The following is a 14,599-nucleotide window of genomic DNA, read 5'->3' as shown; positions in this document are numbered from 1 at the left end:
ATTATAAATTACTTTAATTTCAATATCTTATGTGATTTATTTTGATTAAATATGAAATTATATTTTTGCTATCGTGCAGGGATGATTACTTGATAAATAAAAAAGCCCACCAAGTATGTCTGGCGGGCTTTAGATGAAAGCACTATTTAAATATTTATTTAATCGGGGGTATCGCTATCTATTTCGGCGTATGAGGCAACCAGCTTAACTAATAACTGATTAGTCTCCCTTAACTGTTTCAGATAGTCTGCTCCAAGTGAAATGACGGCTGGCCTATCATGAGCGAGTAACAGGGATTCGAATCTGATACAACAATCTACCAGATCTTGCGCATCAATCAGTTGTACCGCACCTTTGATCCGGTGCACCAACGTTGCCATTTCGTTATAAATATCGTTAGCATTCGTACTGCTATCATCCGTTATCAGATGGTCAAACAGTTTCGTTAGCGCGGCAGTATCCTGCACATTGCTTTCCAGCAACGATTGTAATAACTGCAACTCTACCTCAGCTCTGCCACCCGAGAGCGATGTCAATTTATCTTGTGCTGCGACAATAGGGGGCTGTTGCGTTTTTGGGGACTCACTGTTGTCCGCGGCTGAGTCCCTATTTTCCTGATGGCTCATCTCCATCGCATTGATGCCATCGTCGCCGGTAGTGTGATGATAATTCGCCTCGACATCTTTACCGACAATCTGTTGATGCAGCAAAACAGTGCGTAAGGTGTCAATAGTCACCGGTTTAACCATGCAATCATTCATACCAGCATCAGAACAGCGAGTTATGCTCTCTTCCCGCGCATCTGCGGTACAGCCAATGATTATCATCTCCTTCATTGCCGGACTATTGCGGATATGGGCGGCAAGTTCATAGCCATTCATCAGCGGCATGTTGTAATCGGTGATGACGATATCAAAACTGTAATGTTGCAATATTTTCCAGGCTTCTGCGCCATTTTCTGCGCTCATCACCTGTTCGATGCCGATAAAGGCCAATTGCTGCTGAAGTAACTGGCGGTTGGCTGGAAGGTCATCCACCACCAGAACACGCAGATTTTTCAACTGGTCCAACTGCTTTTCATCGGCATGCAGAATAGTCGCATCTGGCGGTAAATCATCAGCAGTGGCAATCTCCAGTGGTAACGTAATAAACAAACTGGTGCCTTTGCCGAGCTGGCTTTCCAAGCTGATTTGTCCGCCCATTTTATGAATCAATTGATGGCAGATCCAAAGCCCTAGCCCTGAGCCGCCAAAACGGGGTGATTTACCTTCGTTCGCCTGGCTAAAGGGTTGGAACAGCGTTGCCTGTGCCGCTGGAGAAATACCAATACCGGTATCGGTAATATCGATATTCATTACGCCATGTTTATCATCTGTCGGCTCCCAAGTCACATCCACTGAAACACTACCTTGTTCGGTAAATTTCAACGCGTTACCTAACAGATTACCCATCACTTGTCGCACTCTGAGCATATCTGCCATCAGCAGGTGAGGGATTTGGTCATCCAGCCAACCCGAGAATCGAAGCCCACGCTCATCGGCGATGGGTTGATAGATAGTCAGCATCCGTTCCATTTCCTGGCGGAAATCTACCACCGCAGGGTGAACACTCAGTTGGCCTGCTTCAATTTTGGCAGAGTCGATGATGTCATCAAGCAGTAACATCAACGATTGAGCTGATTTGGACACGGTAACCAGTGTATCTTTATCAACCGGCTGGGAGCTGCGGATCTCCAGCTCCAATAAGCCCATGATGGCGTACATTGGCGTTCGCAGTTCATGACTGATTGTGGCAAGGAACGTACTCTTGGTCCGGTTGGCGCTTTCGGCTTCGACACGGGCCGCTTCTAACTCACGCTCAACGGTTTTACGTTGGCTAATGTCCAGCCAGCCGCCCAGTAAACTGCGTTCGGCATTGTCCAGTGGAATAATCCACAGGAAGATATCCCGTAGCTCACCATTGATTTCAAGAGATAAATCCACCATTTGTGGTTTTCTGTCCTGTAATACATAACGACAGTATTTATCTATCTCGCGATCAAGCGGACTGGTCATCGGCCAGTTGGCTTGTTCAATATCCTGATTGAGCAAATCGTGAAGCTTATCTTGGTGAGCCGCAGCAAAGTGGCTGTTATAAACGGCTAACTCGGCATTGGTTGTACGAATAAAGACTGCAAAGGGCAATGCATTGATAATCGATTCTTGTTGTAGCAAACGGGCATGTAGCAACTTGGCCTGGCGGCGCTTATTGAACACCAGATAGCACAGGTATAAACCGAAGACCAACAATAGCCCTGAACTTATTTTCAACGCCATCATCAGCCATTCATTATCTGATGAGTCTTCATCAAAACTTATTGGCTTAGGCTTGAAGGTACTCCATTCGCTAATTAAGTTGTCTAACTCTTCTGGTGGAATAGATTCAATTACTTTATCAATAATGGCCTTTAATTCGGGCAGGTCTGGGCGGATGGCAAATGCCATCATCAGTGGTTCTTCACCTGCAACCGCGACCGTTTTTATATTCGGGCTAAAATTCTGAGCTGACAGGTAGTTAGCGGTCATCATATTCTTAACGACAGCATCCACTTTACCTTGCTGCAACCAACGCACCAGCGTCATGGTATCCGGGGCTTGGACAAAGGTAATCTTTTGGGCTAACAGGGGGTTACCAATAATCCCGCCAGAAGCACTACCGGCTTGTATCCCCACGCGCTTTCCTGCCAGATCTGCCACATTGTTGATATCCAGGCGATCTTCGCGCGTCAATATACCCCATAAGGATTGAGCTACTGGTGAGGAGTAAAGGTTGTTACCATACATACCGTTGCGAACGGCTACAATCGGCAGTAAATCGGTTTTACCGGCGATAAAATCACGTACCCCTTCACCGGTATCTTTGGTATAGACCGGTTCAAATTTAATCCCGGTTCGGCGCGCGATAATATCGATAAGATCGACTGAGAAACCGGCTATTTGTCCGGTTTGACGATCGCGGAATATCAGTGGTGCCAGATCAAGTGGGGCGACATAACTCACCACCGGATGGTGCTGAATCCAGCTCACCTCTTGTTCGGTCAACAGTAATTTGGCATCAATATTGTAATGATGTTTGCTACCAAACCAGCGTTGCTGAATATCACCGGTCGCGCGGGTAGGTAATAATTCTAAAATCTGATTAATGTAGTCAATCAGCTTTTGATTACTTTCCCTCGCCAGGAATGTGTAAGGGGCAGGGTGATAAGGGGTAAAGTTACGAATTTGCAACGTCAGCAATTGTAACTGATCAATCAGATAGTTAGCTGTTGTGGCATTCGCGACAAAGACATCGGCATTACCATAGGCGACAGCCAACAACCCCTGCAATTGGTTGGGGTAGGCAACAATTTTATCGGCATGATAATTAAATAAAAACTCAGGGGAGAGTGGCTCGTTATTAACGATAGCCACCGTTTCTGGGTGGGTACGTTTGGTCGGGTCCCAATTTTTGCTGCGAACTTCGACATGCCGGTTGGTAAAGAAGGCATGGGAAGCTATCAGCCCCGGCTGAGGGGGCATAGGTGTCCCGGCCATTAAGTCAATCTGGCCATTTTCCAATGCATTCAAAACTAACCCGTAATCGCAATAACCGATCATCTGGAAAGATAATTGGCTGGCATCACTGATTATTTTCAGGTAATCCGCAACAATACCTTCAATGGCATTATCATCACGGTTAACGACAAAAGGAGTATTGGCATCCATGACCACCCCCACTTTCACCGTGCGCCGGCTTGATTGGCGAGTGTCCGTGGAAGGTGTCAGTAATAGATCTTCACTGTAGCTATTAGCGATACTGTGTATCGTCAATGGCTGCCCAGTATCGCACCCCTGACGACCGGTCATCATTGCGGCATTAAGCTGCCCGCTAAGCAACAGCAAACAGTAAAGAAGAATTCGCAAAGAGAACCTACTCGGTAAAGATAAGGTTGCCCGTGGTAAACCAGAGCCGCCTGAATTATACCAAATTATGGGTATGTGCATAATCTGCCAGTTCAATTACGGAACTTAGCCCTAACTTGGTCAAGATGCGGGTTTTATAGGTACTGACAGTTTTGTTACTGATAAACATTTCGTCGGCAATCTGTTTATTTGACAAACCATTCACCAGATAACGTAAAACATTAATTTCTCGTTCTGACAACAACCGCGCCCGATTGACAGGATCATGGCTGGAAGGTTGCCCGGCTAATTGGGTCAACGTTTCAGAGGGGAAGAAAGAATACCCACGTAATACGTTCTGTGCAGCAAAAAGAATTTCGCTAATATCTTTATTTTTACTGATGAAACCGTTGGCACCGGCCTGTAATGCCCGTACCGCAAAAACTTGCTCATTCTTGGCGGACAAGAATAATGATTTGCCTGTAAATCCACGTTGCTGTAGTTTTTTCAACAACGAGAAACCATCGAAGTTAGGTAACTCAATATCGATAATAACCAGATCAACAGGGTTGTTTTTTAAAATCTCTAAGGCTTCACTGCCATCAACCGATTCGTAAATGGTTGAAAATTCGTTACTTTGTGATAGTAATGCACGAATGGCGACACGAATAGCCGGGTGGTCATCAACTATCATCACTGATTTTGTCATGTTCTCTCCGTAAATCGTTATATCTTGGGATTCGCAGAGTTAATTCACTGCTCCTCACTCGCACCGATCGACTCCAAATGATTACCCAAGACGAGATAAACAAGAACCACGCTGCCGATGCCCAAAGTACTATTTCGGTGATTCTAATCTCTAATTATAGATTATCAAGAAAAGATTCTTACTCATGTATAGCCCGCTGAAGCCAACTCATCACCGCAACCTTATTCTGCCTAGTGAATTGATTATAAACGAATTAGGAATTTTTTTATTAAATTTAAAATAGATTATTCAGAAAAACAGAGAAGAAATAGTTAATTTATAATTCCAAATGTAAATATATACGACTTTTCAGAGTAGGGTGTAGGAAACTTCTATAATCTATTGTGTGGGTTATTCTAGTATGAATATCAGGGAGATAGGTCCTATCTGATAATGGTTTGCGGATGGTAACCTAATGCAATTAATGATAATACATTAACTGTCGCAAAACTGCGGCGGAGCGTGAATCTACAGGATTAAAACAAAAAGCCCGCTTAGTTGCCTAAGCGGGCTTCTCTAATTTGGCTCCTCTGACTGGACTCGAACCAGTGACATACGGATTAACAGTCCGCCGTTCTACCGACTGAACTACAGAGGAATTGTCTGAACGGGGCGAATAATAGCGGGGTATGAGGAACATGTCAAAGGGGAAACAGTAAATTTGGATTGTTTGCTTACAGTTTGCGCAACTTATTGAGAATTTTGACTTTTAGCTCAATCCTTGCGCAAAAAGCGGCCGATTGTTTAACGAAAGAGCGAGCAACGTATTGTTACGCTGCTCGCCAACAAGTCTACTGGGGTGTATCAGCCAGAACAAACATGCCATAGGGATGGATTTGCAGATAATAACTGTCACCGGGGGCGGGTTGCAGTTGTGTGGCATTTACTTGCAATAGCAAAGATTGACCTTGCCAATCCACCAGTACCTCATATTGCGGCCCCATATAAGCCACTTTATTAATAGTACACCGCTGGCTTGGCTCACCTTGCTGACTTAGCGTGATAGCCTCTGGTCGTACACCCACGGTGGACTGTTGCCGTTGGGCGGCAAATCCCTGTGGTTTAGGGATGTGATAACCGAAGATTTCAACGCTACTGCTGTGAATAGTGGCTGGAAAGACGTTAGCGTCGCCCATGAAACTGGCCATAAAATGCGAGGCGGGGTGGCGATACAGTTCTTGTGGCGCACCAATTTGCATTATTTTACCTTTATTCATCACCAGCACGGTATCAGACACGGCAAAGGCTTCACTTTGGTCGTGGGTAACATACAGCGAGGTAATAGTAAACTGCTGTTGCAATTCTCGAATTTTATCACGCATGCTGCGGCGCAAATTAGCATCCAGATTACTGAGCGGTTCATCAAAAAGCAGCACTTTAGGTTTGAGGATTAGTGCCCTGGCCAGCGCAACACGTTGTTGCTGCCCACCGGATATTTGATCCACGAAGCGATCGGCAAAGCCGTCTAAATCTACTAACACTAAGGCTTCTTGTACACGACCTCGAATCTCATCTTTCGGCCGGCCCAGCATTTTCAGACCATAGCCAATGTTTTCGCCCAGTGACATGTGCGGGAACAAGGCATAGGACTGGAATACCATGCAGATATCCCGCTGCTGGATAGATCGGTCAGTCACATCTTCACCATCGATAAAGATTTGTCCGCCGGACGGTTTTTCTAGCCCGGCAACCAGCCGTAATACCGTGGTTTTACCACAACCCGATGGCCCCAGCAGGGTGACCATTTCCCCTTTAGGGATAGCCAGATTGAGACTGTCAATCACGATATTGCTACCAAAACGCTTGGTGACGTGTTTTAGCTCGACGAAATGTTTCTTATCGCGAGTGACTGTCTTTTGCTCTGACAGATTTTTTTGAGTAGATACTGTATTTATAGTAGACATAGCATTCAGCCTTATCAGTACGTCATTATTCAGCATTACTGGCTTTCGAGCGGGCAGTACGCGCTTCGCCAACCAGATAATCAAACAGGAAGATGATGGCGAGCATGACCACAATCAGAATCGAACCATAAGCGATGGCAATACCGTATTCGCCATCTTCTACCCGGTTAAGGATGTAAGAGGTGGCGACCCGTGTATCAGGTGTTACCAGGAAGACGATGGCACTGACGGTAGTCATGGCGCGCACAAAACTGTAAATCAGCGCCGATAGAATCGCCGGGCGTAGCAACGGCAGTAGAATATAAATCACAGTACGCAGCGAACCCGCCCGCAGACTAAGTGATGCCTCATCCAATGATTTATCCAGTTGTCCCAGCCCGGCAATCCCCGCGCGTATCCCTACCGGCACATTACGCATCACCATAGAGATAATAACGATGGCGGCAGTACCGGTCAGGTACACCGGGGCACTGTTAAAGGCCAGAATATAGGACACCCCCGCGACCGTACCCGGTACCGCGAAGCACAACATGGTGCTGAATTCGATGGTTTTTTTACCACGGAACTGTTGGCGCACCACGATATAGGCAATCAGCAGACCAAAGGCGGCGGTGATAGGGGCAGCAATACCCGCATAGAGCAGCGTATCGAGCAGAGAAGGCCATGCGCCGTCACTGAAACCTTGACCAAATAGCTGATTAAAGTTATTCAGCGTCAGGGTGTAATCGACCCCCCAGTTGACGGTGAAACTGCCGTAGAAAATGCTGCCATACAGTAAGACGTTAAAGGCAATCCACACATACAGCATGGCGGTGGTGCCCCACACCAGTGATACCGGTAATGGTTGGACATCGCCCCGAGAAGACTTACCAGAAATGGTGACGTAAGAGCGTTTACCTATCCACATATACTGAATGCAGAAGATAAACAGTGAAAACATCAGTAAGATAACCCCCAGCGTGGAGGCGGCTGGATAGTCAAGTTGTGCACCCGTGATATAGAAGTAGATTTGGGTAGCCAGCACGTCAAAGTTACCACCCAACACTAATGGGTTACTGAAATCAGCCAGTGATTGCACAATAACGATTAGGAATGAGTTGGCCAGCGCCGGTTTTAGCAAGGGTAAAAACACCTGCATAAAGGTCTGCCAACGGCTGGCCCGCAAGGTATAAGAGGCTTCCTCCAGCGACGGGTGGATAGTTTTGATTGCGCCATCGAGGATCATAAATGACATCGGCGTAAAGGCTAAAACTTGTGCCAGCCAGATGCCGGTGAAGCCATATAACCAGTTAGTATTGGTCAGTCCGAACCAAGTGACCATCAACTCTGTCACATAGCCGGAGCGGCCCATCATCAAGGTTACACCCAGCCCGACGACAAAGGGTGGGGTAACAATAGGCAGAATTGAGAAGATGCGCCCCAGCAAAGCGGAGCGTTTGGCAATACGCGTGGTATAGATAGCCAGCACCATACCGAAAAAGGTACAACCTATGCCAACCGCCACCGACAGCAGGAACGAATTCCAGATAACTTGCAGGATATGCGCTTGACCGAGGATTGCCATAAACTGCCACGGTGCAAAAGCGCCACTCTCATCGGTAAAGATCGGGATAAAAATGGCAATACTGGGGAACAGAATAAAAACGGTGATCAGGGCAATGATAGTCACCAGTGATCCGAGTACAAAACGGTCACCACCCAGCCATTCAAGGCGCGCCAGCGCCAGAGTAATGATTGCCCCCAGAGCGATAAACAGCCCGATAGTGGCAAATCCTAACCCGCGCCCGAGCCAGGCTGAGCTTACCACCACCAGCAGTGCGCAGAATAAGGCATAGCCTGCATCAAACAGATGGCGGTAGCGATGTTCGCGACCAACGGGTGACAATGGCCTGAAAAGCAGCAGTAACGGCAGGCCAAACCACAGCGTACTGATATTAAGGCCAGACCAACCATAAGAGGCCAGTAGCTCCGAACGACTGGCCTCAAGCAGGCCGTAATCCAGGCTAAACGTGGGCAATAGGGCAAAAGCAGCCACGGCGAAAGCCAGCCAATAGAAAATGGCATCCCGTGTCTGCGGGAGCCGCAGAGCATGTGCATGTGTCATGGTGTTCCCCAGATACCCTTTGTCCCTGGCGTTACAGCAATGTTCGCTTACCTTGCGAACCGGCATGAATGCTATTCAAACCGGTCCCCGACCGATCTGTTATTCACTTGCTGTAACGCCAATGACTCGGTTATAGAAATAAATTATTTATATGAGTCGGAGTCCTTTGTGGGCTTTTATTGGCCCATCTTGACGTCGTTGACCCACTTGGTGATCAGCTTCTTGCGCATTTCTGTGGCACCATAAGTGTCCATGTCGTAGTTAATCAGCTTCAGATCATCCAACTTGAGCGAGTTAGGTGAGGTTGCCGCCGTGGTATTGGTCAGAATCTGGTAGGACTGGCCCTTCTGCCATGCCAGTTCTTGTGCCTCTTTTGACAACACCCAATCAACAAATAACTTGGCATTATCCAGATTACGAGCACCCTTTAGGATACTGACTCCGCCGATTTCATAGCCGGAACCCTCACATGGCGAGATCAATTTCAACGGTGCGCCTTTCTCTTTTTCCAGTGAGTAGTCGTGCAGGAAGCCAATACCAATTGTGGTTTCGCCACGGGCAGCATTCCGGGCCGGGGCAATACCGGATTTGGTGTATTGCGACACGTTGGCATTCAGTTTTTTCAGGTAATCGAAGGCGGCATCTTCACCCCATAATTGTGAAAAAGTTGCCAACGCGGTGTAGGCGGTACCGGAGCTTTGCGGATCAGCAATTTGAATTTCACCTTTGTAAACTGGGTTGGTCAGGTCTTTCCAACATTTTGGCTCTGGCAGACCTTTTTCTTTCAAGCGGTCGGTATTCACGCCCATGCCTAAAATGCCGATGTAAACCGCTGAAGAGTAGTTACCTTTGCGTTTGGCCGGATCACGGAACTGCGGCATGATTTGCGCCAGATTAGGTGACTGGTAAGGATAGAGCAGGTCCATTTCACCCGCTTGAGATTGTGGATCCAGAGTACCGCCATACCAAACATCGGCCTGCGGGTTCTTTTTCTCAGCATCCACTTTGGCCAGCGTGCTGCCGGAACCATTACGAATAAAGCTGGTTTTTACATCGTATTTTGCCCCAAAGGCTTTGGCTTCTTCTTCACACATCGCATTGGTGGCACTGCAATAAATCACCAGACGGCCTTCGGCTTTGGCGACAGTAGTCAAGGCGCTCAGGGTGAGGCCGGCGGCAATCAGAACTGAGAGTGGTGCGAGTTTCATAACATTATCCTTTTATCCCTTTTTGTCGCCGATACGGGGTGACAGGTCGGGCTGATGTTGTAGGGGCGAGATCGTGCTGACTTCACGTAACGTACTGTTTTATTTTCTTTTTTAGGTACTACTCACCTGCGCTCCATTGCGGGCTAAAGATTATCTTTATCTTGTGGGGCGAATCTCTTTTGCGCGGGTTCCAACCCCGACAAATTCATACCGGTCATTAATAGCGGCATTAATAGCAACCCAACTCCGGCTGATGCCAGCGTCAGTAAGGCAAAAAAACCTTGCCAGCCATAATGTTGCAATACTTGCGCCAGTGGCCATCCCGCGAGTGCTGCACCGAGGTAGGCAAATAATCCGAGAAATCCCGTGACCGTACCGGCGGCGTCTTTATGGGTATATTCCGTTGCCGCCAATCCAATCAGCATTTGCGGCCCGAAAACAAAAAAACCGATACTGAAAAACGTCACTGACAGCAGCGGATAGTTATGTACCGGTGCCAACCACAGCGCGGTCATAGTCAGAAATAACCCCAGCGCGAATAACAAAATCATCGGTGCCCGCTGACCACGAAATAACAGATCTGATCCCCAGCCAGCAAACAGCGCGCCAAATAATCCACCTAACTCAAATAGCGATAACGTGGCATTGGCACTGAGCAAATTGACTCCATGGCTCTCCGCCAGCCAGATATTGCCCCAGTCGTTGAGAGCAATGCGGATCAAATAGACCAGCACATAAGAGACCCCCAGCAACCAGATGGTGCGATTACCTAAAATGGCATCACGTAAAATACGCCCCATCGGCATCGGCGGGCTTTGTTGCTCCTGCCATTGATCCTGTGGATCGCGCCGCCATTGGCCGATAGTCGGCAAACCTTGCTGTTGCGGCTTATCGCACAACTGCCAGCACAGCCAAATCCCTAATACGATGCCTATCGCACCCGGTACCAGTAGTGCGGCTTGCCAGCCATAGTGCGAGGCCAGAAAGGCAGACAGCAGAGGCACTGCTGCCCCCCCGATGCTGATAGAGGTATTCCAGCATCCCCACCAGCTACCGCGTTCACTGCGTGAATACCATGTGCTGAGCAATTTGGCGCATGGCGGCCAGCCCCATCCTTGAAAGAAGCCATTCAAGGTCCACACAATTAACAGTGCGGGTAGGGTGTGGCATAGGGTGAACACCACATTCAGCACCCCGGTCATCATCAGGCCGATACCCATAATCCAGCGGGCTTGAGTCCGGTCGCTGACGATACCGGAGACAAATTTAGAACCGCCGTAAGCCAGGTAAAACAGGGTGCCGAGTAAGCCGATATCCCCTTTGTCCAACCCCAGTTCCAGTTGCATCACTGGCATCGCGTAATTGACACTTTTACGCGTTAAATAAAAAGCGGCGTAACCCATCACCATGGCGGCCATCAGGCGCGGCCGCCAATAGCGATAACGCGCATTCACCTGTTCCGGCGTCAAAGGCTCGGGGGGTAAAGTCTTCGACGACGTGTGCGATGCAGGCATGGATTCCTCCAGTAAGTGAGTTGAGTGTAGGGAAGGTGAAAGTGAAAGAGATGAGACAAGGTTTTAGGCGGCTAGGAATAATGCTTATTTATGAAGACTTTTGATTCAATTTTGTGGGCAGGTTCACAGTGTCATTACTGCGGACGTGAGTGGGTAGATTGACCACCACCCGGGTACCTAACCGGCGTTGCAGTAACCAGTCTCCCCCCAGTGCGCGCACCCGTTCTTCAATGCCACGCAGGCCAAAACCACCTCCTGGCGGTTGCACCGGAATACCCATGCCATCATCGCGCACGTCCAGCGTGATGATATTGTTACCGATGCGCAGGCTGACATGAATATTGCGAGCCTTGGCATGCTTATTAATATTGTTCAATAACTCCTGCACCAGTCGATACAGGGTGAATATCACCGCATCTTCACCAGGGTCGGGTGGCAGCGCATAATCCAGTTGGAAGTTGATACCTTGCTCGGCAAAAGCAAATTCTTCAGCCAGATGGTGCAGTGCTTGATCCAGCGGCATTTCATCCAGAACTGGCGGACGTAACTGGCGTAACAGTTGGCGCGTGGTTTGATGAATACGTTGCGACAGGGTACTTATCTGATTTGCTGCGGATTGCGCTGCCGCAGAGGGGGCGCTGCGGTTGACTAACATCGCCTGGATTTGAATTGCGGTGATATTCTGGCCAATTTCATCATGCAATTCGCGTGCGATCTCTTTGCGCACATCCTCCTCGGTATGCACCAACCGTTCCATCAGCTTACGGCGGGTTTGCAGTTCTTGTTCTAACTGATTGCGGTAACGGTGCAGATGTTGGGTCAGTTGCTGTTGGCGGCTGATGGCGATACCTAATGTCATTCCCAGTAAGGCCTGGGTCGAGAGGAACAGCTCCAGTTCCGACAGGTCATGAAAAGCGCCACTGGCCTGACGGGTGACTGTTATCATCAGGCTGCCTAATACCGCAGCCAATACCCCCCCTTGCCAACCGAATTTGTAAGCCATAAACACATTGGGTAGAAAAACAAAAATCAGCAACAGGCGCTCCATATTCGGCGTAATAGCAACCTGTATACACACGCCAATGGCAAAAATAAGCGAGCACCAAATCAGTAGCGAGGTACGCAGCGGCGGATCGGGCATCTGTTGGGAAAACAGGTTACGGATGTGCTGCTGCTTTAAATATTCATAGATAAGATAGGTAAAGGGGACTAGCAAAATACCGCCGGTAAAGGTGGCAAGCAGGGTCTGCGTTAACGATAAAGGCAGCCAAAAACCCAGTACGAAGCCGTGCAGTAAGCTGTTGCCCGTCACCGCAGTGAGTAAAAGTAACAGCCGTTGCCAATAAAGGGTGTAGTGATGCCAGAAACGTTGACTCAGCCAGGCGGGCAATAAACTCAGCGCCGATGAAAGCACAATTAAGGCAGTAACTTGCAACTTTTCGCTATACAACCACCACAACATCCCAGATTCGGCCAGCAGCAGTACCGGCCAATAACGGCGGGGTAGCAGAATCATTAAGGCCAGCCGTAGCCCTTGCGGCAGCAGTAAAACGGCGTGTAAGCCGTCATTACTGAGATAAAAACTGATGGTCCACAGGGCGAGCCAACTCAGAGAGTAGAAGATGGTCAGAAACAGCGATAGCCCCACCGACCGTAGCTGTAACATACTTAATTACCTGCCAACAACTGATGCTGTAGGGCAAAATGCACCAGTTCGACAGTGGTTTCACAGTTGAGTTTGCCCAGAATATTGGCTCGATGGACGTGGACGGTTTTGTGGCTGAGTGACAATTGCTCGGCAATGGATTTAACACTGATTCCATTGATTAACAATTGGAAAACCTCTTTCTCGCGTGGCGTTAATATTGCCAGTTGTGGCGGATGTTGTGGTATATAACGCAGTGCTCGCAGTGCGTCAGCACACAGATAGAGGCCGCCGCCATTGACCGTCCGCAGCGCCTGAACCAATTCATCCGGGCCACAGCGTTTAGTCAGATAGCCGCTGGCACCCGCATCCATCGCACTTTGCACAAAGGCGGTGGTGTCATAAATACTCAGAATAATTGCGCGAAAATGAGGCATGGTTTGACGCAGACGTTTGAGCAGACTTAGCCCGCTTTCATCCGGCATCGAAATATCCATAACGGTAACATGCACATCGATATTCGGTAGTTCGGCCCACGCCTGCGCTGCCGAACCATATTCACCAATAATGCGAATATCTTTTTCCAGCGAGAGCAGTTGGGCAAACCCAGAGCGGACGACAATATGGTCATCTATCAATGCAACATTAATCATGATTTTTCTGTATTACGGAACCTAGCCTGCATGATGCTCATCAATCTTTGTTGTAGCAATAATTGTTATCAAAAATGTTAGAGGCTTAACAGATGCAGGAAAAATCTGATTATTAACTAGGCAATTATTATCTGAGAAATGAAGCGCTCCACGTGATTGACGGTGGAACGCCTTTGCTGTCGAGTGGGGAGCTGTGTCAACTACGCTGATTTTTTACTGCGATAAATCCGCTGTGGCCGACCCACCTTGCCATAAATAATTTCTGCCTGTAGGGCCTGATTAGTGGCACAGAACTCCAGATAACGGCGTGCCGTGGTACGGCTTAATCCCAGAACCTGGGCGACAGTTTCTGCGGTGTACTCCGCCATGTTATCACTGAATAGGGTTTGGATTTTGTCCAATGTCATCTGGTCTATGCCTAATGGTAGCGTCACTTTCTGTTCACCACGGGCATAGGTATTATACATTTCATCGATCTGGCGCTGATTAACCTTGGTACCATCTTGTAATACCTGATGGCGGTGGCTGTAACGGGCTAATGACTGCTCCAACCGCTCATAGGCTACCGGTTTAATCAGGTAATCAAAAACCCCATAACGGATTGCTTCAGATACCGTCTCACTATCGCTGGCCGCAGTGACGAAAATAATGCCACCAGAGAAACCCTGTAAGGTCATCTCACGCAGTAATTCCAGGCCACTACCATCGGGCAGATAGTTATCCAGCAAAATTAAATCAGGCTTGAAACGCATCACCATGCTGCGGGCTTGTTGCAAATTACCCGCGAGCCAAACTTCGTGGCAATAGCTGCTTTGTTTGATAAATTCTGCATGCATCTCTGCCAGCGGTGTTTCGTCTTCTACCACTAAAATATTAAGCCATTCCATGGGATCTCCTCATCTT

Annotated in this window: 9 protein-coding genes and 1 tRNA gene; all 10 read right to left on the bottom strand. The window is 48.2% G+C overall.

The window, feature by feature from the left end; genetic code table 11:
• Nucleotides 1-158: 158 nt before the first annotated feature.
• A complete protein-coding gene (locus V1956_RS16345) occupies nucleotides 159-3,917 on the bottom strand; it encodes an ATP-binding protein (RefSeq protein WP_442825821.1) in 3,759 nt (1,252 codons plus the stop codon).
• Between the two features lie 79 nt (nucleotides 3,918-3,996).
• On the bottom strand, nucleotides 3,997-4,629 hold the full coding sequence (locus V1956_RS16340; protein ID WP_004705218.1) for a response regulator: 633 nt from the start codon (nucleotides 4,627-4,629) through the stop codon (nucleotides 3,997-3,999).
• A 561-nt stretch (nucleotides 4,630-5,190) separates the two neighbouring features.
• Nucleotides 5,191-5,266 (bottom strand) — tRNA-Asn (locus V1956_RS16335).
• A gap of 193 nt (nucleotides 5,267-5,459) precedes the next feature.
• The gene (gene fbpC / locus V1956_RS16330) at nucleotides 5,460-6,572 is read right to left on the bottom strand and encodes a ferric ABC transporter ATP-binding protein (RefSeq protein WP_442825349.1); all 1,113 of its coding nucleotides are present in this window, start codon (nucleotides 6,570-6,572) and stop codon (nucleotides 5,460-5,462) included.
• Nucleotides 6,573-6,597: 25 nt separating this feature from the next.
• Entirely contained in the window at nucleotides 6,598-8,676 is a 2,079-nt protein-coding gene (locus V1956_RS16325) for an ABC transporter permease (RefSeq protein ID WP_372558558.1), read from the bottom strand.
• Nucleotides 8,677-8,852: 176 nt separating this feature from the next.
• A complete protein-coding gene (locus tag V1956_RS16320) occupies nucleotides 8,853-9,884 on the bottom strand; it encodes an ABC transporter substrate-binding protein (protein WP_372558559.1) in 1,032 nt (343 codons plus the stop codon).
• A 143-nt stretch (nucleotides 9,885-10,027) separates the two neighbouring features.
• Entirely contained in the window at nucleotides 10,028-11,398 is a 1,371-nt protein-coding gene (uhpC, locus tag V1956_RS16315) for an MFS transporter family glucose-6-phosphate receptor UhpC (protein ID WP_420072055.1), read from the bottom strand.
• A gap of 88 nt (nucleotides 11,399-11,486) precedes the next feature.
• Nucleotides 11,487-13,064: an MASE1 domain-containing sensor histidine kinase gene (locus V1956_RS16310; protein ID WP_372558561.1), complete on the bottom strand. Its 1,578-nt coding sequence runs from the start codon at nucleotides 13,062-13,064 to the stop codon at nucleotides 11,487-11,489.
• A gap of 2 nt (nucleotides 13,065-13,066) precedes the next feature.
• Nucleotides 13,067-13,696, bottom strand: coding sequence for a response regulator (locus tag V1956_RS16305; RefSeq protein ID WP_083159218.1), 630 nt, complete (start codon nucleotides 13,694-13,696; stop codon nucleotides 13,067-13,069).
• A gap of 200 nt (nucleotides 13,697-13,896) precedes the next feature.
• On the bottom strand, nucleotides 13,897-14,583 hold the full coding sequence (gene dpiA / locus V1956_RS16300; RefSeq protein ID WP_420075110.1) for a two-component response regulator DpiA: 687 nt from the start codon (nucleotides 14,581-14,583) through the stop codon (nucleotides 13,897-13,899).
• Nucleotides 14,584-14,599 lie beyond the last annotated feature (16 nt).

Source organism: Yersinia sp. 2540 StPb PI (genome assembly GCF_052217165.1).
Classification (GTDB): domain Bacteria; phylum Pseudomonadota; class Gammaproteobacteria; order Enterobacterales; family Enterobacteriaceae; genus Yersinia; species Yersinia enterocolitica_E.
This window is presented reverse-complemented; position numbering and strand designations above follow the sequence as displayed.

Bases quoted from the DNA above. Each gene is read 5' to 3' on its own strand.
- V1956_RS16340 (WP_004705218.1), bottom strand. From the start codon at position 4,629: ATGACAAAATCAGTGATGATAGTTGATGACCACCCGGCTATTCGTGTC.
- fbpC (WP_442825349.1), bottom strand. From the start codon at position 6,572: ATGTCTACTATAAATACAGTATCTACTCAAAAAAATCTGTCAGAGCAA.
- V1956_RS16325 (WP_372558558.1), bottom strand. From the start codon at position 8,676: ATGACACATGCACATGCTCTGCGGCTCCCGCAGACACGGGATGCCATT.
- V1956_RS16320 (WP_372558559.1), bottom strand. From the start codon at position 9,884: ATGAAACTCGCACCACTCTCAGTTCTGATTGCCGCCGGCCTCACCCTG.
- uhpC (WP_420072055.1), bottom strand. From the start codon at position 11,398: ATGCCTGCATCGCACACGTCGTCGAAGACTTTACCCCCCGAGCCTTTG.
- V1956_RS16310 (WP_372558561.1), bottom strand. From the start codon at position 13,064: ATGTTACAGCTACGGTCGGTGGGGCTATCGCTGTTTCTGACCATCTTC.
- V1956_RS16305 (WP_083159218.1), bottom strand. From the start codon at position 13,696: ATGATTAATGTTGCATTGATAGATGACCATATTGTCGTCCGCTCTGGG.
- dpiA (WP_420075110.1), bottom strand. From the start codon at position 14,583: ATGGAATGGCTTAATATTTTAGTGGTAGAAGACGAAACACCGCTGGCA.